At 54.4% G+C, this 20,671-nt stretch carries 24 protein-coding genes and 2 pseudogenes; 19 read left to right on the top strand and 7 right to left on the bottom strand.

The genetic code is table 11. The features are described 5' to 3' along the window. Window positions 1-104: 104 nt before the first annotated feature. Window positions 105-695 carry a DUF4948 family protein gene (locus tag DWZ47_RS20485; protein ID WP_004295259.1) on the top strand — a complete coding sequence of 197 codons (591 nt, stop codon included), beginning with the start codon at window positions 105-107 and terminating at the stop codon, window positions 693-695. A 28-nt stretch (window positions 696-723) separates the two neighbouring features. On the opposite strand, the gene DWZ47_RS20490 is transcribed toward DWZ47_RS20485, so the two are convergent. From DWZ47_RS20490 to DWZ47_RS20520, 7 genes are all read right to left on the bottom strand, one after another. Next, a complete protein-coding gene (locus tag DWZ47_RS20490) occupies window positions 724-1,110 on the bottom strand; it encodes a hypothetical protein (RefSeq protein ID WP_004319173.1) in 387 nt (128 codons plus the stop codon). Further along, window positions 1,107-1,502, bottom strand: a complete 396-nt coding sequence (locus tag DWZ47_RS20495; RefSeq protein WP_004295258.1) for a hypothetical protein — start codon at window positions 1,500-1,502, stop codon at window positions 1,107-1,109. Before DWZ47_RS20495 ends, DWZ47_RS20490 begins: the two co-directional genes overlap by 4 nt. 4 nt (window positions 1,503-1,506) lie before the next feature. Next, the gene (locus tag DWZ47_RS20500) at window positions 1,507-1,788 is read right to left on the bottom strand and encodes an Imm17 family immunity protein (protein ID WP_004295465.1); all 282 of its coding nucleotides are present in this window, start codon (window positions 1,786-1,788) and stop codon (window positions 1,507-1,509) included. A gap of 154 nt (window positions 1,789-1,942) precedes the next feature. Further along, window positions 1,943-3,952 carry a conjugal transfer protein MobC gene (gene mobC, locus DWZ47_RS20505; RefSeq protein WP_004319168.1) on the bottom strand — a complete coding sequence of 670 codons (2,010 nt, stop codon included), beginning with the start codon at window positions 3,950-3,952 and terminating at the stop codon, window positions 1,943-1,945. Between the two features lie 37 nt (window positions 3,953-3,989). Continuing rightward, the gene (gene mobB / locus DWZ47_RS20510) at window positions 3,990-5,135 is read right to left on the bottom strand and encodes a conjugal transfer protein MobB (RefSeq protein ID WP_004319166.1); all 1,146 of its coding nucleotides are present in this window, start codon (window positions 5,133-5,135) and stop codon (window positions 3,990-3,992) included. Further along, entirely contained in the window at window positions 5,129-5,551 is a 423-nt protein-coding gene (gene mobA / locus DWZ47_RS20515; RefSeq protein ID WP_004295462.1) for a conjugal transfer protein MobA, read from the bottom strand. Before mobA ends, mobB begins: the two co-directional genes overlap by 7 nt. Window positions 5,552-5,941: 390 nt before the next feature. Continuing rightward, the gene (locus DWZ47_RS20520) at window positions 5,942-6,184 is read right to left on the bottom strand and encodes a hypothetical protein (protein ID WP_008620133.1); all 243 of its coding nucleotides are present in this window, start codon (window positions 6,182-6,184) and stop codon (window positions 5,942-5,944) included. Window positions 6,185-6,254: 70 nt separating this feature from the next. On the opposite strand from DWZ47_RS20520, the gene DWZ47_RS20525 reads away from it, so the two are divergent. From DWZ47_RS20525 to DWZ47_RS20610, 18 genes and pseudogenes are all read left to right on the top strand, one after another. Then, entirely contained in the window at window positions 6,255-7,007 is a 753-nt protein-coding gene (locus tag DWZ47_RS20525; RefSeq protein WP_015547221.1) for a ParA family protein, read from the top strand. Window positions 7,008-7,013: 6 nt separating this feature from the next. Further along, window positions 7,014-7,436, top strand: coding sequence for a DUF3408 domain-containing protein (locus DWZ47_RS20530; protein WP_004295459.1), 423 nt, complete (start codon window positions 7,014-7,016; stop codon window positions 7,434-7,436). Window positions 7,437-7,479: 43 nt separating this feature from the next. After that, entirely contained in the window at window positions 7,480-7,899 is a 420-nt protein-coding gene (locus tag DWZ47_RS20535; RefSeq protein ID WP_004303802.1) for a DUF3408 domain-containing protein, read from the top strand. Further along, complete coding sequence (locus DWZ47_RS20540; protein ID WP_117514472.1) at window positions 7,896-8,636, top strand: hypothetical protein; 741 nt, start codon at window positions 7,896-7,898, stop codon at window positions 8,634-8,636. Before DWZ47_RS20535 ends, DWZ47_RS20540 begins: the two co-directional genes overlap by 4 nt. Before the next feature lie 145 nt (window positions 8,637-8,781). Next, window positions 8,782-9,084 (top strand): DUF4134 domain-containing protein, encoded by a 303-nt coding sequence (locus DWZ47_RS20545; RefSeq protein ID WP_004303800.1) that lies wholly within the window; start codon window positions 8,782-8,784, stop codon window positions 9,082-9,084. A gap of 20 nt (window positions 9,085-9,104) precedes the next feature. Beyond that, window positions 9,105-9,431, top strand: coding sequence for a DUF4133 domain-containing protein (locus DWZ47_RS20550; RefSeq protein WP_032558190.1), 327 nt, complete (start codon window positions 9,105-9,107; stop codon window positions 9,429-9,431). Next, window positions 9,428-10,348: pseudogene (locus tag DWZ47_RS20555) on the top strand (TraG family conjugative transposon ATPase); the annotation flags it as partial. The gene DWZ47_RS20550 and the pseudogene DWZ47_RS20555, both read left to right, overlap by 4 nt. 601 nt (window positions 10,349-10,949) lie before the next feature. Next, a complete protein-coding gene (ltrA, locus tag DWZ47_RS20560; protein ID WP_004319152.1) occupies window positions 10,950-12,611 on the top strand; it encodes a group II intron reverse transcriptase/maturase in 1,662 nt (553 codons plus the stop codon). A 113-nt stretch (window positions 12,612-12,724) separates the two neighbouring features. Further along, window positions 12,725-14,302 (top strand): annotated as a pseudogene (locus DWZ47_RS20565) (TraG family conjugative transposon ATPase); the annotation flags it as partial. Between the two features lie 14 nt (window positions 14,303-14,316). Beyond that, the gene (locus DWZ47_RS20570; protein WP_004303798.1) at window positions 14,317-14,631 is read left to right on the top strand and encodes a DUF3876 domain-containing protein; all 315 of its coding nucleotides are present in this window, start codon (window positions 14,317-14,319) and stop codon (window positions 14,629-14,631) included. A gap of 35 nt (window positions 14,632-14,666) precedes the next feature. Then, on the top strand, window positions 14,667-15,287 hold the full coding sequence (locus tag DWZ47_RS20575) for a DUF4141 domain-containing protein (RefSeq protein ID WP_007851777.1): 621 nt from the start codon (window positions 14,667-14,669) through the stop codon (window positions 15,285-15,287). Window positions 15,288-15,306: 19 nt separating this feature from the next. Continuing rightward, window positions 15,307-16,386, top strand: coding sequence for a conjugative transposon protein TraJ (traJ, locus tag DWZ47_RS20580; RefSeq protein ID WP_117514474.1), 1,080 nt, complete (start codon window positions 15,307-15,309; stop codon window positions 16,384-16,386). 11 nt (window positions 16,387-16,397) lie between these two features. After that, complete coding sequence (traK, locus tag DWZ47_RS20585) at window positions 16,398-17,021, top strand: conjugative transposon protein TraK (protein WP_004295450.1); 624 nt, start codon at window positions 16,398-16,400, stop codon at window positions 17,019-17,021. A gap of 4 nt (window positions 17,022-17,025) precedes the next feature. Continuing rightward, window positions 17,026-17,313, top strand: coding sequence for a TraL conjugative transposon family protein (locus DWZ47_RS20590; RefSeq protein ID WP_117514476.1), 288 nt, complete (start codon window positions 17,026-17,028; stop codon window positions 17,311-17,313). Continuing rightward, a complete protein-coding gene (gene traM / locus DWZ47_RS20595; protein WP_117514478.1) occupies window positions 17,300-18,580 on the top strand; it encodes a conjugative transposon protein TraM in 1,281 nt (426 codons plus the stop codon). Before DWZ47_RS20590 ends, traM begins: the two co-directional genes overlap by 14 nt. Window positions 18,581-18,652: 72 nt before the next feature. Further along, window positions 18,653-19,573, top strand: a complete 921-nt coding sequence (gene traN, locus DWZ47_RS20600) for a conjugative transposon protein TraN (protein WP_117514480.1) — start codon at window positions 18,653-18,655, stop codon at window positions 19,571-19,573. A 1-nt stretch (window position 19,574) separates the two neighbouring features. Further along, entirely contained in the window at window positions 19,575-20,159 is a 585-nt protein-coding gene (locus DWZ47_RS20605; RefSeq protein ID WP_004295446.1) for a conjugal transfer protein TraO, read from the top strand. A gap of 13 nt (window positions 20,160-20,172) precedes the next feature. After that, a complete protein-coding gene (locus DWZ47_RS20610) occupies window positions 20,173-20,616 on the top strand; it encodes a DUF3872 domain-containing protein (RefSeq protein ID WP_004295445.1) in 444 nt (147 codons plus the stop codon). The last annotated feature ends 55 nt before the right edge of the window (window positions 20,617-20,671 follow it).

A 20,671-nucleotide genomic window follows, 5' to 3' on the forward strand; every position in this document is an offset into this window, starting at 1 on the left:
GAAATGAAGATACCATTAAACAGAATAACAGATTGGATGCTATTAACAAATGGCTCAACTCCCTAAACAAGATTGGTTAGCCACAGAACATTAAACATTAGAAAATGAGAACACCAGTCATAATCCTGTTATTTGTAATCCTGCTTGCCGTAAGCTGCGGAGAGCCTCCCATGCCGCCGTCGGACGAGGAAATGATACGCCATTTCACCACGCACGAGGTGGCGTTCCGTAAGGTGTACGAAATCATGGCAGAGAGTTCAGAAGGTAGTTTTCACTACCCGCCGCTTTCTCCGGAAGAGGTTATTATACTTGATTCAATGGAGCAAAGCGATACATCCCATGAAACGAATGATGAACAAGACATCCCGGTATATGGACTGTTGAAGCCGGAGCGAATCCTACTCGACTCCCTGTTATCAGAGATTGGATGCGGTTTTATCCTTGTTGATCGCAGGGAATGGGGAACGGCAGATTCGGTATATGTGAGCCTCGTTATGCCGTACTACTCCCACGGCATCGTGGATGCCGGAACGTCCAAGAGTTTCGTTTACGATCCCGGATTGAGAAGCCGTCGGAATATCCGTATCACCGAACATGGCGACCTGAACGAGATCTACCGCAGGACGTACAACGACACCACGCTTTACAAGCCCATCAAGGGAAACTGGTACATCGAGTTAGACCATTCGATATAACGGCCCGGAGTCCGTATCAAAGTATGTATCACTTTTTGTCAAGAAGATACATCATAAAGCAGATAATGGCCATCGCAAGGAAAAATAACAGAACCGCAAGGAGTTCGTTAAACCTGCACTTGGCATAGTGAGACATCACTGCTTTGCCTCGCCATTTGTAAATCCTGCTGACGAGCGACATAACGGCAAATGTGACAATGCTAAAAACGACACATGGCAACAATGCCGACACACCTGGAAAAAGCCGGATAGTAACAGTCATCATAGGGAATATCAAAAGAGCGAAGATATAAATCGAGAGCATCATTTCGCCATCGACCCTGCCTGTTCGTCTTGCCTGCTTCCATTTCTCCCCCATCCACCAGAGGTAGTCCCAGAGATAAAACCGTTGCTTATTCTCCTGCCGTTTCATCATGCCCAATGTATAAATCCGAGGTGGAACATCAGCGCTACATTTGCCACGATCAGGGCGATAGCGATAAGAACTATTTTGGCGAGCTTCCTGCCGGGATGTTTCATCTTCCCGTAATGTTCACGGAGTGCTTCACGCCGTCCGGCTGTATAGCGTAGCTTGCAGAATAAATCGGGAAGAAAGCAGAGAGGAATCACTATGGCCAAACCAATCATCCAGCCGAAAAGGCGCAATATCGGTGGAAACCCAAGCGGTATGAGTAGGACGAAGAGCCAGCACCAAAACAGTAGCATACGTCCGTTGAGATTGGTACGCTCCCTTTCGTGCCATATCTCGGCTACATACCACATATAGTCGATGAAGCAGATCCGGTATTTGCGATTGTCCTTTTCCATACCGTTATCTCCATACAAAGAAACCAACCAATATAAGTATAATCAGAACGCTGACCAACACAATCTGAACCCTGCGGCGTGTTTCAGGCTTGCAATCATCAAATAACCACAGTTTGCTGTTAAACTGCCAATGACACGCCCATTTCCAACGGAACAGCAACCCTGCAAGCCATAGGGCAAGCAACCCGACACCAAACAGCAACCCGTATTTCGGGTGAGCCTGCAACCACTCGAAAAACGCTTCCGCCTTGCTGTTCATTGCTTCGTATATATCGGTAACTGTCATACTTATAATTAAAAGGATTCCGAACACAAAAATAATGTTTTCCGTTCACATAATCACTACTTTATGCTCCAAAACACCGGCTGTACGGTTATAAAACCAGGAAACAGCCCCGGTTAAGGTCACGGAGGTTGTTTGCGGGGGTGTTTGTGTTCATTTAGTTCTGTTCCGGCAGGAGCTTGCAAAGCACCGGGTCGTTCTTGATACGTTCCAGTTCCTCGGCGACGATGCGGCCGGCCTCTGCCTTGATACGTTCGTAGTTTTCCTGCACGACCTGTTTCATGTGATCCGTCCCGTTCTCGTCCGTGAAATCGGTAATTTGTGGTATCTTCTTGTACCGGGCCGTTTCCGCTTTCACTTTTTCGTTGTCCACGACAATCTCGCAGTGGAAAATCTTCTGCTCGATACGTTCGTCGAAATTGTCCGCCACGGCCCCGACGAACATTCCCTGCGTGAGCGTCGAGATCTTCGAGGCCGGGATCAGGCTGTCCAGCTGCGTGGATATGGATGTCGATTTGTCGCTGCGGCTCAACGTCATGCTCTGCCGCTTCTGCAATACCTTACCGAACCGTTCCGAGAGTGTCTTGGCCGTTTCACCTACGACCTGCCCGGAGAAGATGTTGCCCACCGTGTTCATCACGACGGCGGCCTCCTTGTCCCCGTAGTCCCTCTTCAACTGTGAAAAATCCTGGAAGCACAGCAGCACGGCGACCTTGTTGCTTCTGGCCGTGGCGATCAGGTTGTCGAGTCCCTTGAAGTAGATTGTCGGCAACTCGTCGATGATGATGCCCGATTTGAGCTGGCCTTTCTTATTTATGAGCTTGACAATCCGGGAATTATACAATCCCAAAGCCGCTCCGTAAATGTTTTGCCTGTCGGGATTGTTCCCCACGCAGAGTATCTTGGGATCGTCCGGGTTGTTGATGTCGAGCGTGAAATCGTCGCCCGACATGACCCAATATAGCTGGGGCGAAATCATGCGGGAAAGCGGAATTTTGGCCGATGCTATCTGGCCCTGGAGCTGGTCTTGAGCGCCTCCGAGCCAGGCATCCATAAAGGGGCTGAGGTAGTTTTCGAGTTCCGGGTAGGATGTCAGAATCGGGAAAATATCCTCGTACCGCTTGTTCAGGAACTCGATGGCGTGCGGGAAGGTACAATACCGCCCGTTGTCGTAGATGCGCAGGAACCAGATCACGGCCGCAAAAAGGATAATGGGGCTTTCCACAAAAAAATCGCCCTGCTTCTGCACCCAGCTTCGGTTCAGGTTGAGCATGATGGTATAGGCGCTCTCGTAGGCGTCCGAAATATCGGTCATGAAGTCCGGGTGAATGGGGTTACAGCGGTGCGAGCGGCGCGGGTCGTCGAAATTTATGACGTAGAAAGTCGGGATTTTCTTGTAACCTTTCTGGTGATTCAGCAGGTGGTTGTAAGCGATTTCCGAAAGATCGGGAAACTTGTAGTCATAGATGTATTGGGTATAGCCCTTTTCGATTTGCTGTTTAATGAACTGGTTTACAACACAATAACTCTTCCCGCTGCCCGGGCTTCCCATGCAGATGCAAGCCCTTTGCGGGTTTACGACATTGGCGAACCCGTTGTTCCACTGTTTGTTATAGTAAAATTTCGTCGGCAGATTTATGGAGTACTCGTTCTCGATCAGGCGTGTTTCCTGCTGGAATGATTCGTTCTCGTTGTTGAAAGGGTCATCCATGAGATTGTTCTTCAGCAGGCGGGACATCCACACGCCGCCCATCAAGAGGCAGATATACCCGGCCGATAGGGTCAGTATGTAGAAAGCCGCGTTCGCCATCGCCGTCAGCGGCAAGTCCAGCAGCCACCAGTTGAAGAAGAACAGCACGCCTCCCGTGGCCAGCGATGCCGTGATTTTCCGCCAGGTAATTTTCTCCTCTTTTACTCCTTTTGTCCCGAGGCATGAAAGGGCGAGGAACACGACGGCGAAAAGTTTCGTCCATAGTATATTCCGGAACAGCCCCGCGGTGCGGTCGAAGTTCAGCAGAATCCTATCGACCACGCCGATATTGATTCCCCATTCCCGTATCTGCCCGTAACAGAACCAGTAGATGTTGATAACCACGAACAAGATACTCAATGCCCGCATGAAATCCATTGTTTTTGCAAGACCCCGAAGGTCGTCTTCCTGTTGCATAACCGTAAAATTTAATAAATGAATGATAATTGAGATGTTATACTTTCCTCCGTCGTGAGGTATTCCGCTTCCGTTGCCCGTCCCGTCCGGCAGGCGCTTGTTTCGGGGACAAGTCCCTCGTGTTTTCCCCGGGATTCCGTTTCCCGCCGAAGCGCAGCTCGAAGGCGTTGGCCGAGTATGCCTTTCCCAGCCGTGATCCGTTCACGACCGTCCGTGTTTCGTGGTCAATGAACGTCACTCCCACGATGCGGCCGTTTTCGTTGCGTCGTATGTAGAGATCCACCCGGGCTCCCCGCAGGCGTTCGCGCAGTTCTTCCTCCGTGGGTTCTCCCCGAAGCGCTTTATCGACCCGGCCACGGATTTGCCTCCTCGTGTCGTCCTTCCCGAACCGTTCGGCGTTGCGCTCCATGTGCCGTTCCAGCCCGTCATACCCGACCTCTTTACCGAACAGTGAGGATTTGAGCGGCGCGGCCACTGCCTTGTCCCCGTTCTCGTCCAGCAGCGTGTAGAGCAATCCCCGGTAGGGGGTTCCGTTCCGCTCTCCCCGGACTTCCTCTATACCTATATTATATAAGGACAACAATGCCCGGAACTCGCCGAGGGTCTGGAAGCGGTATGTCGCCACGGCCGGTTTTATTACCGCTGCCACCTGGCGTTTCAGGTCGCCCCGCGTGTAATCGGCGGGGACGATCCCTTGCCCTTTCTCCCGCCTTCTCCCTTTGGCGGGATGCAGTCCGTACTCCCGTTCCAGTTCCTCGGTAACGGCCACGCTGCGTTCGTTGCGCCTGCTGTCGTTTATCTTGCGCCCGTCCTGGGCCACCTGCACCGACACGATATGGATATGCTCCCGTCCGATGTCGGTATGCTTGAATACGATATAAGGTTGTCCTCCCCAGCCCATGCGCTCCATGTAGGCCCCGGCTATCTCCGCGAGTTGCCCGTCGTCGAGGCGGTCTTCGGGAGCCGGGTTGAGCGACACGTGCACGACGGGTTTTTCCGTCCGGTAGTGCGAGGGCATCCAGCGCAGGAGGTCTTCTGCCGTCGCGGCCACGTTGAAGCGCCCATCCGCCGGCTCCCTCACGATGTGGGTCAGCAGCACCTTCCCGTCGCCCCGATCGACTTTCTCCTGGTTGTACGCCAGCGCGCCGTACACGTCTTTTCCGGTGGTGATATTGGCTACCATCGCTGTTTGAACTCTTCGGAGAGCGACACGACCTGCTGCCCGACGGCCGCCAGTTCACGTGTCGCTCTCTCCAGTTTATAGAGCAGCGCGAGTGTTTTCTTCTCGGAAAAATGCGCGTGCAGCTCCTTCACCACCTGGTTGTAATTCGTTCCCACGGCACGGAATTGGGCGTGGAAAGCGGTCAGCTTCGCCACGTATTCGAGCGTTCCCCGGTCGGTCTTTACCACCCGGAACGCCTCGTTGAACACTCTCGCTTTGATAAAAGCGGCTTTGGACAATAGCCCGGACTGCTCGTAAAGGTCGAGGAAACGGGCATGTTCCACGGCTGAAAAGTTTACCGAAAAGCGGTAAACGGCCGGGTCGTTTTTCGCGGGTCGTCCCCCTTTGCCCCCTCGGGGCTTTCTGTTCTTTTCCATCGCATCGAAATTTTAAGGAGAGGCCAGGGCCCCACCGGTTCCTGAAAATTCCGATCCCTTCGCGGCTTGCCGCCCTTCTGAAAAGCACCGACTCCGGAGGTGCTTTCTCCCCCTTGCGGGCAAGCTGTTTTCTGCTGCAAAACGAGAATCGTGCAGCAGAAAACACAGCTTGCTATTTGCCCTTTGCAAATACCTTCTGCCCGCTCGCGGACAGAACATTGAAAGAGCCGCCGTAAAACGGGGCAAGGACGGCTTCATTAGCGTCGGGATCGTTCACGAGGCAAAGATACCGACCTATTCAATCGCTTGTACCACAAGCGATTATGCCACTTGCGTCCACTTTGACGCCACACGCGGCCATAGCGGAAAAAGAGCATACAACCCGTGTTTTTAAGGGTTTACTTTGCACGTGAGAACGGATACGGGCAATGACACATCCTCCTGTCCGCACACGTGCGGACGGATGCAGAAAACACCGTGTGCAGAGGAAAAAGCGGGTCTTTGTCCGGATAAGCAAATGCGGTTGCGCATGAGTATAAAATCGGACACGCGCCCATGCACCGGCATACCGGCGTAACAGCCTGCCAGCGCACCAGCATATATGCGTGCCGGCATACCTGCATAAAATCTCATGCCGTCACTTGCCCGGATACGTGAAGAGATGAACGATTACCCGATTGTATAACTAAAAACGCATGGAACAATGAAAGAGAAAACGAAATTCGTGGCCTTCTCCACCCAAAAAGGCGGAGCGGGCAAAACCACCCTCACGGTGCTGGCAGCCTCTTACCTGCACTATGTAAAGGGTTTCAATGTCGCGGTCATCGACTGCGATTATCCCCAACACTCCATCGTGGAGATGCGGGAACGTGACCTGAAGCTTGCCCTCGAAGACGAACATTACAAGAGGTTAGCTTACGAACAATTCACCCGGCTTCAAAAGAAAGCCTATCCTGTCGTGGAAAGCAACACGAAAGAGGCGTTGGCCGATGCCGACTACCTCCTGCCGCAAGGTGATTTCGATTATGTGTTCTTCGACCTTCCCGGTACGATCAATAACGAGGATCTGATTCATTCCCTGGCCGGAATGGATTATCTCGTCGCCCCGATCAGTGCCGACCGGGTTGTCATGGAAAGCACCCTGAATTACGCAGTTGTGGTAAAGGAGCATATAATGGGCCGCGAGAAGTCCCGGATGAAAGGGCTGTATATGCTATGGAACATGGTGGACGGACGTGAAAAGACAGAATTATATCAGGTTTACGAGGCGGTAATGAAAGAGTTGGAGCTTCCTGTTCTGAAGACCTTCCTGCCTGACACCAAGCGTTTTCGTCGTGAGCAGAACGCCAGCCGTCGCTCTGTCTTCCGCTCCACGCTCTTCCCGGCAGACCGTTCTTTGATCCGGGGCAGCAACCTGGATAAACTCGTGGATGAATTGATCGAACTGTTAAAGTAGAATCTTATGAGCGGAAAAGAACATGACGACGGTTTGGACGCTTCCTTCATCATCAGCCAGGCCAAAAGCCGAAACCGGCCACTACATCCTTACACGCCGGAAAAAGAGGAGGAGGCATCGGCTCTATCGGAACCGTCCGGCGAGGCCGCCTCCTCGTCGGCTACGAAAGAGGAGGGACGCCGCCGAAGAGGGAAAGGCCAGGATTACGAGCGTCTTTTTATCCGGAACGCCCCCTCCAATACCCGAAGCGGCAAAACGGTGTATATCCGCAAGGAGTTTCACGAGCGTATAACCCGGATAGTGCAGGTTATCGGTAAGAACGAACTCTCGCTGTATAGCTACCTGGACAATGTGCTGGAGCAGCATTTCGCGACCTATCAGGAGGAAATTTCGGAACTCTACAAGAAACGGAACTCCGATATTTTTTAGTTATGAACCCAATATTTTTACAATCCATTAAAAACAATCCATCATGTCAGACAAAGCAATTATTTTATCTGTTATCCTGGCGGCCGTCCTTTGCGTCGCCGTACCCTTCATCTTCCGCGTGTGCCGCTACCGGCGCAGGATGAAAACCCTTATCGTCCCCGACGGCCCTTCGGGGGAGGTCGCCGTGGGGACTGTCCCCACCCCCGAGGCCGAGTACCTGGCCCGTTACATCTGCCTGCTGCGGCTGCCTTTCGCCGGTAACAAGCACGTGAAGATACGTCCGTCGTACCACGAGCGTATCCGCGAGATCACCCGTGTCATCGGTCGTGGCGACGTGACGATCACGGCCTACGTGGACAAGGTTCTCAAGGCGCACCTGGACGATAACCGGGAAACCATCGAGCGGCTTTTCGAGGAGCGTGAGGCCGTGGCCTCCCTGCAACCCAAAGCGGAGGAGCGATGAACGGGGCGTTGTGGCTGCTGCCCCTCTTTGCCGTGGGGTATGCCTTGTGGGCGTTTTTCCGCCTGCGGCGGATGGAACGTAACGAACCGGCAGACGGGATCGTTGCCGAAGACACGCCCTGCCGGCAGGAGATCATCGGCAGGAGCCGCTTTGTCCTCGACCCGCGCCACTCCCGGCCACAAGCTGCCGTAGAATCTGAAACTGAAAAAGTTACGGAAAAAGCCGATATATTTGTGCCCACGAATGTACCCGAACACCCCCGGCAGATTCCGCCGGAAGACCTGGATGAAGTGTTCGGTGTCGCTCCCGAGGGGGAGCCTAACGAACCTCTGGAAATCGACTTTCCGCTGTACGATGAATCTTTCCCGGATGCGGACGCGGAGGAGCCGGATTATGACGAGGATGAAGACGACACCGAAGAGCTGCCCCTTTTGGGCCGCTCGCTTGCCCAGGGGGTTAGTTTTGAACAGATGGGCGAAGCCTACCGCCACGTGGTACACGATCCACCTTCAACAGACGAGCAAAGGGAGGAAACGGGACGTGTCCTCCTGGGCCTGAAACAGACCGACATGTTCGAGGTCATCGTTTCGGGCCGCCCCGACGGGAACGACAGGGTAAAATCCCTGATCGACACCTACCTCTCGGCCTTTCACCGGCGTATGTCCGAGAGGTCTGCGGAAAGCCCATCTCCGCAGGGTTCGATTCCCACGGGTTTCGACGTCCGTGAGTTTGTTTAACCCCATAATGACATCACGATGAAAGAAAAAGACTACGGGTAGCGCGTGAGGCTATCCTCGAACCACTGAAAAAATCCGAATCAAGAAGTTTAACCCGGTGCGGGGCCTATCCATCCCCGCGCCACAATTCAAACATTATCGAGTTATGAGAAAGAACAAGATTCTTCTTCCGGCGGCATTTCTCTTTGCCGCCATCTCCTCCGCCTTCGCGCAGGGCAACGGCATCGCCGGCATTACGGAGGCTACCAACATGGTAACCAGCTACTTCGATCCCGGAACGAAGCTCATCTACGCGATTGGGGCTGTGGTCGGCCTTATCGGGGGGATCAAGGTCTATAACAAGTTTTCGAGCGGCGACCCCGACACGTCGAAGACCGCCGCGAGCTGGTTCGGCGCGTGTATTTTCCTGATTGTCGCCGCGACGATCCTACGCTCTTTCTTCTTGTAGTCCAACCTGTCATGCAAATAATTATGGAATATGGAATCAACAAGGGAATCGGCAAGAGCGTGGAGTTCCGGGGCCTGAAGGCGCAGTACCTCTTCATCTTCGCGGGCGGCCTGCTGGCCGTCTTCGTGGTGTTCGTCATCCTCTACATGGCAGGGGTCGATCAGTGGGTATGTATCGCTTTCGGCGTTGCGGCGGCTTCGGTGCTGGTCTGGCTTACCTTCCGCCTGAACGCCCGTTACGGGGAACACGGGCTGATGAAGCTGCTCGCCGCGCGCCGGCATCCCCGCTACCTGCTCAACCGCAAGTCCCTGCGCCGGTTGCTGAAAAGAAAGGGGGGCCGCGTATGAGAAACATCTTGAAAGCTACCACGCTGGAAAGCAAGTTCCCGCTCCTGGCCGTGGAAGGCGGTTGTATCATCAGCAAGGACGCGGACATAACGGTCGTCTATCGGGTCGAACTCCCGGAGCTGTTCACCGTCACGTCCGCCGAGTACGAGGCGATCCACGCCGCCTGGTGCAAGGCCCTGAAGGTCTTGCCCGAATACAGCGTGGTACACAAGCAGGACTGGTTCATCCGCGAGCGTTACCGCCCGGCCACGGGCGAGGGGGACATGAGTTTCCTCTCCCGCAGTTACGAGCGGCATTTCAACGAGCGTCCGTTCCTGACCCACGCCTGCTTCCTCTACCTGACGAAAACGACGAGGGAGCGTATGCACATGCGTTCAGACTTCTCGACCCTCTGCCGGGGCAACATCATTCCCAAAGAGGTAAACCGGGAGTCGGCGACAAAATTCCTGGAGGCGGCGGAACAGTTCGAGCGTATTCTGAACGATTCGGGTTTCCTGAACCTTGTCCGCCTCACGGGGGACGAGATCACGGGTACGGCGGATTGTCCGGGCCTGCTGGAGCGGTACTTTTCCCTCTCGCTCTCGGAGACGACTTCTCTTCAGGACATCGAGCTGGGGGCCGAGGTTCTGCGCGTGGGTAACAAACGGGTGTGCCTGCACACGCTCTCGGACACGGAAGACCTGCCGGGGCGCGTGGGTACGGACACCCGTTACGAGCGTCTTTCCACCGACCGTTCGGACTGTCTGCTCTCGTTCGCGGCCCCCGTGGGGCTTCTGCTTTCCTGCGACCACCTTTACAACCAGTACGTGTTCCTGGAAGACAGCGACGAAAACCTGCGTATGTTCGAGAAACGTGCGCGTAACATGCAGTCCCTTTCCCGCTACTCCCGCGGGAACCAGATAAACAAGGAGTGGGTGCGATACGTCGCTGTGTAAGTAATTGTTAAACTTAGATTTAACCCGTTGTTTCGTCAACGGTAGCCTATGGACAGATGCACCAATAGTAATATACTGTATCAAAGCTGTCCAGACAAGGTAGCCCTTCCGAAAGGAGCAGTCAGAACCGTGAGGGAAAGACAATGGCTGTTAGTATCATACAGTCAGGGAGCTTGGCTTGGGTGGTATGGTTAGCGTAAGCGAACTGTCGTCTAAACGTCGTAAGGTTGAAGAAGCCAAAGATACTGATAGGCTTCAGCCCAAAAGGGAAGCAGTCGGTTATTCCTCTCCATTCTGGGAATACACGAACAGAGTACTGCCGGTGTAATAGACAGAACCTAACCCACTTATAAGTTACTTGCACGGAACGTAGTAAGCCCGTATTTCTCCTGCCAATGACAGGTAAGCAGACCGTAAGGAATGCCGAATGGAGTGCGGGTATAGGATTGCAGAAAAAGCGAATGCCACCCTGTAATGGGGTGAATAGGGATTGAAACATCATCCCGCTGCGAAAGCAGGCTGACTTCTGCGGTAGGTGATTCTTTACAAGAAACTTTTAGAACTTTTAAAAGGAGAAAAGCAAATGAACGAAATTAAAAAATCGTGTGCATCGACTGACCAAACGCAGAGCAAATGGGACAGTATAAATTGGCTCAAATGCGAAGCTGCGGTTCAAAAGCTACAAGCGCGTATTGTAAAGGCTCAAAAAGAGGGTCGCCACAACAAGGTCAAAGCCTTGCAGTGGACACTGACCCACTCGTTTTACGCTAAAGCATTAGCGGTAAGACGTGTAACTTCCAATAATGGGAGTAAAACGGCTGGCGTCGATATGGTAACATGGAAAACGCCAGATGCTAAAGTGTGTGCAATAACCGAACTGAAAAGGAGAGGTTATACACCCCAACCTCTGAGACGAGTACATATCAGAAAGAGTAACGGGAAATTAAGACCATTGGGTATACCAACTATGAAAGACCGGGCTATGCAGGCATTGTATCTGATGGCACTGGCTCCCGTAGCTGAAACAACGGCTGATGCCAATTCTTATGGTTTCAGAAAAGAAAGGAGCACGGCAGATGCCGTTCAACAATGCTTCAATGACCTGGCAAGGACGACATCCCCACAATGGATCTTAGAAGGTGATATCAAAGGTTGTTTCGACCATATCAGTCATGAATGGTTGCTTGACAATATCCCTATGGATAAAGTTTTGCTCCGTAAATGGTTGAAAAGTGGATTTATTTTCAACAAGCAACTTTTTCCGACAGAGGAGGGAACTCCTCAAGGCGGCATCATCTCCCCAACTCTTGCAAATATGACTTTGGACGGACTGGAAAAACTGCTTGCCGATAGCTTTCCGATAAACCGCTCGAAGAAAAATTACTATACTCCTATGATAAATCTTGTTCGCTACGCGGATGATTTTATTATCACAGGAGAGAGTAAGGAGTTGTTGGAGAACCATGTTAAACCATTAGTCATTGAGTTTCTTCAAGCAAGAGGGCTTACCTTATCAGAAGAAAAGACTAAGATAACTCATATAGAAGAAGGGTTTGATTTTCTTGGGTTCAATATCAGAAAATATAAAGGCAAGTTTATCACAAAACCATCCAAGAAGAGTCGAAAGAGATTTTTAGATAAGGTTCGTGAAATAGTGGACAAGAACAAGTCTTCTAAGCAACAATCTTTGATACGATTGCTAAACCCAGTCATTAGAGGATGGGCGAACTACTACAAGGGGTGTTCTGCATCGGAAACTTTCCGTAAAACAGATGCACAAATTTTCAACAAACTATGGCGATGGTCTCGCAGAAGACATCCCAAAAAAGGTAAACGATGGATTGCCAACAAGTATTATCACACTGTAAGAGGTAGAAGCTGGACTTTTGCCGTACCGCTTGAAAACAGGAAAGTGGATAAATACCACACTCTTGTGAGATTGTCGGATACGAAAATAAAGCGACATATCAAAATCCGCAGTGAGGCCAACCCATATGATGCCGATTGGAAAGATTTCTTCGATCAATACAAGACCCGAAGAATGCTTGCACACTTAGACGGCAAGCAATATATCTATCGCCTGTGGAATCAGCAAATGCAATGTTGCCCTGTGTGTGGCAAGCACATCACACGGGAAACTCCCTGGAAAATTACTGAAATGACAGGGAGCAGTAGAAAGGCGAAAGTCCTAATACATGACCATTGCAGCCGAATTACTAACAGAAATAAATGGAAGTTACTATGAGCCGGCTTTTAGTTACAAATAAAAGTTTTGAATTGCTTGAGCCGTATGAGGGGAAACTCTCACGTACGGTTCTTAGAGGGGAAAGCTCCCGTAAGGGGGCTGACCTACTCGACATCGACCAGTATCTCAACGAGGCGCACTCGTTCGGTCTTCAATCCGTCCGGGCCCATTTCAACGTGCTGGCCTGGTCGGACGACGTGCAGGAGCTCCGGCATATCCGCAATGATGTGGGCAGCCAGCTCGCTCTGATGGAGTGCCGCCCGCGCCACAACACCGTGGACGCCGCCACGCTCTACTGGGCGGGTATGCCGGGCAACGCGGGGGATTTCCCCGCCGAGGAATCGTTCTACACGTTCATCGAGCCCGCAGTCTGTTTCTTCACGGAGGAGACCAACTATAAATCCTCGTCCAGCCCTTTCGGCATCAAGCTGTGCGACCGCGTAAGCGGCAGGCCCCTGCACCTGGACATCTCGGACGAACCGATGAAAAAAGGGATCATTACGAATAGGAATAAATTCGTGTTAGGCGGCTCGGGGTCAGGCAAGTCATTCTTTATGAATCATTTAGTTCGCCAATACTGGGAGCAGGGCACGCATGTCGTGCTGGTGGATACCGGTAACAGCTACCAGGGCCTTTGCGAGCTGATCCGGCGTAAGACCAAAGGTGAGGACGGCGTGTATTTTACCTATACCGAGGAACATCCCATCAGTTTCAACCCGTTCTACACCGACGACTACTATTTCGACGTGGAGAAGAAGGACAGCATCAAGACGCTGCTGCTGACACTCTGGAAAACCGAGGACGACAAGATTACGAAGACCGAGAGCGGCGAGCTGGGCAGTGCCGTGAACGCCTATATCGAGCGTATCCGCGCTGACCGGAATATCGTGCCGTGTTTTGACAGTTTCTACGAGTACCTGCGGGACGACTACCGCCGCGAGCTGGAGGAGCGGGAGATCCGGGTCAGCCGCGAGGATTTCAACATCGACAATATGCTCATCACCCTGCGGCAGTATTACAAGGGCGGACGCTACGACTTCCTTCTGAACTCCCGGGCCAACATCGACCTGCTCTCGAAGCGCTTCGTGGTCTTCGAGGTGGATTCCATCAAGGAAAACAAGGAGCTTTTTCCCGTGGTCACCATTATCATCATGGAGGCTTTCATAAACAAGATGAGACGGCTCAAGGGGGTACGCAAACAGCTCATCGTCGAGGAGGCCTGGAAGGCGCTCTCTACGGCTAATATGGCTGAATATCTGCGTTATATGTATAAAACCGTCCGCAAATACTACGGTGAGGCCATCGTTGTGACGCAGGAGGTCGAGGACATCATTTCCAGCCCGGTGGTCAAGGAGGCGATCATCAACAACTCGGACTGCAAGATCCTGCTCGACCAGCGCAAGTTCATGAACCGTTTCGATGCGATTCAGTCCTTGTTGGGGCTGACCGACAAGGAGAAGGCGCAGATTCTCTCGATCAACCAGTCCAACGACCCTTCCCGTAAATACAAGGAGGTCTGGATCGGTCTGGGCGGCGTTCAGTCGGCGGTTTATGCCACGGAGGTCAGCGTCCCGGAGTACCTGGCCTACACGACCGAGGAAACGGAGAAAGTGGAGGTACAGCGGCTTGCCGGGGAGCTGGGCGGTGATATGGAACTGGCGATCAGGCAGCTCGCCGAGGGCAAACGTTAAAGGGAGGGCAGGCCATGTATCGCAAGTGTATCGGATCAGACCCCACGGCGGCGCGTTTGGACTTCGCGCTGTACGAGGTGGCGGGCGAGTGGGAAAGCCGCTCGGGTTCTCCCCGGGTTCGCATCTACCGCAACCCGGGACGCCGGGGCGGCGGTTTTTACGTGGAGGTGTCCTACAAGGACGGGACACGCTTCTCCCGTCCCGTGAGGAAGTATTGGGGAGGTATCCGTTACTTCGACCTCTACGGGTATGTCGCCCTGGCCTACGATGCGGGGCGCGAGGTGCTCCAGCTCTCCGCCTACGGGGATTATTACCGGGCGTCGGAATGACCGCCCAAGTATTCACGAATTAAATAATGAAAAGGATGAAACGATTGATTTTAACGCTGTTCGTGGGGCTTCTTTGCTTCACGTACCAGGCAAAAGCGCAGTGGACGGTCATCGACCCGTCGAACCTCGTTCAGAACATCAAGAGCGCGGTTCAAAGCTCGACCACGGCGACCAACATGGTCAAGTCGCTGCAAGAGAGTATCAAGATTTATAACCAAAGCAAGGCTTACTACGACGCCCTCAAATCGGTGCATAACATCATCAAGGATGCCCGGAAGGTGAAGCTGACGCTCGAAATGGTCAGCGAGATCACGGAAATCTACACCTCGGGATTCAACCGTATGGTTTCAGACCCGAACTTCACGGTGGACGAGCTGGCGGCGATCTCGGCGGGTTACGCCCGGCTGCTGGAGGAGGGCGGCGCGCTGGTGACGGAACTCAAGACGGTCATAACCGGCGGCAACGGCCTCTCGCTCTCGGACAAGGAGCGGATGGACGTGGTGGATCAGGTTTACACGAAGATGCTGGAGTACCGCAACCTCACGCGCTATTACACGCGCAAGACCATCTCCGTGTCCTTCATCCGCAGCCGCGAAAAGGGCGACGCGCACCGGGTGCTGGCACTTTACGGGAACCCGAACGACAGATATTGGTAACCTGAAAACGGAGGCAGTCATGGATTTCGACAATTTACACCAGGTTCTCCGGAACCTGTATCAGGAGATGATGCCGCTATGCGGCGACATGATCGGGGTGGCGAAAGGTATCGCCGGCCTGGGTGCGCTCTTTTACGTGGCTTACCGGGTATGGAAGGCACTGGCCAATGCGGAGCCTATCGACGTGTTCCCGCTCCTGCGGCCTTTCGCCATCGGCTTGTGCGTGATGTTCTTTCCCACCGTGGTTCTGGGGACGATCAACGCCGTGATGTCGCCCGTGGTGCAGGGCACGCACGCCATACTGGAGGGGCAGACATTGGATTTGCAGGTATACCAGCAACAGAAGGACGATTTGGAAGCCGAGGCCCGCAGGCGCGAGGGCAAGGCTTGGTTAGTGGACGACGAGGTGTATGAACAACGGCTTGCGGATATGGGTATCACGGATTTGGGCGAGATTATCAGCATGTGGGCCGAACGCACGTGGTACGACATCAAGGCCGGTTTCCGGCAGCTTGTCCGGGACTTCTTCGAGTTGTTGTTCAACGCCGCGGGGCTTACCATCGACACGCTGCGGACATTCTTTTTAGTCGTGCTGTCGATTCTGGGGCCCTTGTCGTTCGCCCTCTCCATTTACGACGGCTTCCACTCGACGCTCGCGAGCTGGATTTCCCGCTATATCAGCGTGTACCTTTGGCTTCCCATCGCCGACCTGTTCTCCGCGGTGCTGGCCAAGATCCAGACGTTGATGCTCCAGGCGGACGTCCTGGCCCTGCAAGACCCCAACTACATTCCCGACAGCGGCAGCGGTGTCTATATTATCTTTTTGATTATAGGTATCATAGGCTATTTCACGATCCCCACCGTTGCCGAGTGGGTGATCCAGTCGGGCGGAGCCGGCGGGGCTATGGGCGGTATCAACAAGGCCGGGGCATTCGCCACGGGTGTCGCGGGCGGTATCGCCGGCAACATGATCGGCCGCACGTTCGGGCGTCGCGGCGGTGGCGGTTCCTCCTCCGGTAACGGCGGCGGTGGCCCGGCTTCGGGCAGTGCCCCCAACGGGCGCAACCTGGCAACACAAGGTAACAGTAATCATTCATAACAATTTGGACAATGGAATTCAAGTCATTAAAAAACATCGAAACAAGTTTCAGGCAGATTCGGCTTTTCGGTATCGTGTTCCTCTGCCTGTGCGCGCTGGTATCCGTGTTCAGCGTGGTCGCGAGCTTCCGTTTCGCCGAAAAGCAGCGCGAGAAGATCTACGTCCTGGACGGGGGCAAGTCGCTGATGCTGGCGCTCTCGCAGGATTTGAGCCAGAACCGCCCCGTGGAGGCGCGCGAACATATCCGGCGTTTTCACGAGTTGTTCTTCACCCTCTCGCCCGACCGTGCGGCCATCGAGAGCAACATCAACCGCGCGCTGTTCCTGGTCGATAAGAGCGCCTTCGCCTATTACCAGGACATGCAGGAGAAAGGTTACTACAACCGTGTGGTGTCGGGGAACATCAGCCAGCGTATCGAGGTGGACTCCGTGGTGTGCGACTTCAACGCCTATCCCTACCGGGCCATGACCTATGCCCGGCAAATGATTGTCCGCGAGAGCAACATCACCGAGCGTTCGCTGGTCACGCGTTGCGAGCTGATCAACTCGGGGCGTTCGGACAATAACCCGCAGGGTTTCATCATGGAGAAATTCGAGATTCTGGAGAACCGCGATTTACGTACATTAAAAAGATAAGGCTATGGCAAAGAAGAGAATAAAGGCTTTCGGGGAGTGGGTCGAAGACCACCTGCGCCGCGCTTGCGGGGCGCTCTCGCCCGATAAGCGGATTATCGTGATCCTCACGCTGCTCTTGTTCTTTTCCGTCTTGTCGCTCTACTTTACCGTGTCTTCCATCTACCGCTTCGGCAAGGGAGCCGGGGAACGGATGCAGATACGGCATATCGAGCGGCTGGAGCTGGAATTAAGACAACGGCAGGAGGCCGACAGTGTAAAACATCTAAAAGATTTCAATTATGACGACGAATGAAAAACAGAATAAACAGCCGGAGGTGGGGAAAAAGGAACTCACGCCCCGGCAGATACAGATGCGGAAGAAGATGGTGGTCTTCCCGCTCTTTTTCCTGGCCTTTGCCGGGTGCATGTGGCTGATCTTCTCCCCCGGCGAAAAAGAACGGGAGGAGCCTTCGGCGGGTTTCAACACGGAGCTGCCGACCCCGGAATCGGAGGGTATCCTCTCGGACAAGCGTGATGCCTACGTGCAGGAGGAGATGCGGCGCAGGGAGCGGGAAAAGATGCGCTCCTTGCAGGATTTCGCGTTCGGGATGGAGGACGAGGAGGAAGAGCCCGTCATGCCCGCTGCCGTGCCGGATAAGTCTTCCGGCTCTGCCGGCGGTTCGTCGGGAGCTTTCCGGACTTCCCGTGCCGCCTATGCCGACATCAACCGCCAGTTAGGCAGTTTCTACGAGGAGACCGCCGGTGAAACGGGGGAAGAGCGCGAGATGCAGGCCCGCATCGAGGAACTGGAACGCCGCCTGGAAGAACAGCAGGCGCAGAAAACGGCCCAGGAGGAGCAGGTGGCGCTGCTGGAGAAGTCCTACGAGATCGCCGCCCGCTACATGAACGGCGGTCAGGCCCCTGAAGCCCCGCGTCAGAAGACCTCCGTTTCCGGCAAGGCTTCCGTGCAGCCCGTGCGCCAGGTGCGCCGTAACATCGTGTCGCTGCTCGCCGCCCCGCTGCCCGATTCGGTCTTCGCCCGTGAGTTCGTCAAGCCCCGGAACTGGGGGTTCAACACGGTGGGGAGCGACCTTCGCGAGCCTGAGCGCAACAGTATCCGTGCCGCCGTGCAGCAAACCGTGACGCTCACCGATGGCGGGGAGGTTACTTTCCGTCTGTTGGAACCGATGATGGCGGGAGATCTGCTCATCCCCTCGGGTACGCCCGTAACGGGGGCGGCGAGGATCAACGGCGAACGGCTGACGGTCAAGGTCAGCGCTGTCCAGCACGGCGGGGCGGTCGTTCCGGTCGATCTGTCGGTCTATGACACGAACGGCAACGAGGGTATTCCCGTGCCGGGGTCGGAAGAACTCAATGCCGTGAAGGAGATCGCCGCCAATATGGGCGCGGGCATGGGCAGCAGTATCACGATCACGGACGATGCCGGTTCGCAACTGCTCTCCGACCTGGGCCGCAGCGCCATCCAGGGCGTGTCGCAATACGTGAGCAAGAAGATGCGCTCGGTCAAGGTCACGCTCAAGGCCGGTTACAGCGTCCTGCTGCTCCCGCCCCTTCAATAAGGGTACAAACGACGTACTTCCGTACACCACTGAAAAAATCCATTTTTATCAACAATCAAAAATTTATCGAGTATGAAAAAGATTCTTCTGGCACTCGCTTTTATCGGGTGCATGTTCGCTGCCCACGCGCAGGAAAAGCCCTCCACGGGCGATTTGTACGACGGTCTTACCCGTCCGCTGACTTTCAACCGGGTTATCCCGCCCTACGCGCTGGAGGTGACGTTCAGCAAGACCGTGCATGTGATTTTCCCCTCGGCCATCCGTTACGTCGATCTGGGGTCTTCGGATCTTCTGGCGGCGAAAGCCGACGGCACGGAAAACGTGCTGCGTGTAAAGGCGGCCCTGCGTGATTTCTCGCGCGAGAGCAACCTTTCGGTCATTACCGAGGACGGGGCCTATTACAGCTTCAATGTCAAGTATGCCGACGAGCCGGTGAAACTGTCGGTCGAGATGGCGGACTTCCTGCATGACGGGGAGGCGGTAAACCGCCCCAATAACGCGCTGGACATCTATTTGCAGGAGTTGGGATGCGAATCTCCGCTGCTGGTCAAACTGATCATGCAGTCCATTTACAAGAATGACCGCCGCGAGATCAAGCATATCGGTTGCAAGCGTTTCGGGGTACAATACCTCCTCAAAGGTATCTACGTGCATAACGACCTGCTTTATTTCCACCTCCAACTGAAAAACTCCTCCAACGTGCCTTTCAACGTGGACTACCTGACGTTCAAGATTACGGACAAGAAGGTGGCCAAACGCACGGCCATCCAGGAGCAGGTCGTATGGCCCGTGCGTGCGTACAACAACGTGCAGGTCATCGGCGGCAAGCGTACCGAGCGCATGGTCTTCACGCTCCCGAAGTTCATGCTGGCCGACGACAAGCAGCTGGTCGTGGAACTGCACGAGCAGCAGGGCGGGCGACACCAGACTTTCACGGTGGAGAATGCCGACCTGGTGCGCGCACGTGTTATCAACGAGTTAAAGGTAAAGTGATATGAAACGGGCGATATTCATTCTCACGCTGGGGTTATGCCTCCTCCTTTCGGACGGGGCGCACGCCCAGCGTGCCCTGCCCGCCATGCGCGGGCTGGAAATACGGGGAGGCATGACCGACGGCTTCTATACCCGGGACAGCCGCAGCGAAACGGGCTACTGGTTCGGGCTGGCCATGAGCCGCTACGCGAAGAATGCCGACAAGTGGGTGTTCGGCGCGGAGTTCCTGAACCGTTATTACCCCTACAAGTCGGAACGTATCCCGGTGGCGCAGTTCACGGCCGAGGGCGGTTACTATTACAAGTTCCTCGCCGACCCGTCCAGGACTTTTTTCTTCTACCTCGGCGGCTCGGCGCTGGCCGGTTACGAGAGTGTGAACCGGGGCGAGAGGCGGCTCTATGACGGCTCTACGCTCCGCCACCGCGACCGTTTCCTCTATGGCGGGGCCGTCACGCTGGAGGTCGATGCGTACCTGACCGACAGGATTATCCTCTCGCTGACGGGGCGTGAGCGTATCCTATGGGGCACTACAACGGGACATTTCCACGCGCAGTTCGGCCTGGGCGTGAAATTCATAATCCATTAAACTTGCAAGCGACATGAAAAAGATGAAAAAGATATTGGCCCTGGCGGTCTGGATCGCCGCCCTGGGTCTTTTATGCGCATCCTGCGACAACGGGCTGGATATACAGCAGGCGTACACGTTCTCTCTGGAAACGATGCCCGTTCAGAAGCGAATCTCCGTTGGTGAAACCGCTGAAATCCGCTGCACGCTCGTGCGGGAGGGGAGATATGACGGCGCGCGTTACACGATCCGCTATTTCCAGCCCGACGGGCGCGGTGAGTTGAGGATGGACGACGGTACGGTGTTCCTGCCCAACGACCGCTATCCGCTCGACCGTGAGGTGTTCCGCCTCTATTACACATCGCGCAGCGATGACCAGCAGACCATCGACGTCTATGTCGAGGACAACACGGGTCAGGTCGTGAAGACCTCCTTCACGTTCCAGAGCGAGAACGGGACGGAGGAAACGGAACGATAACGGAATATGTCTAACCAAGAGAAGCGCCCGTCACCCGGGCGCTTTCCATAAATAC

The sequence above is a fragment of the Bacteroides sp. AF32-8BH genome, from assembly GCF_003435205.1.
In the GTDB taxonomy this organism is placed as follows: Bacteria; Bacteroidota; Bacteroidia; order Bacteroidales; family Bacteroidaceae; genus Bacteroides; species Bacteroides ovatus.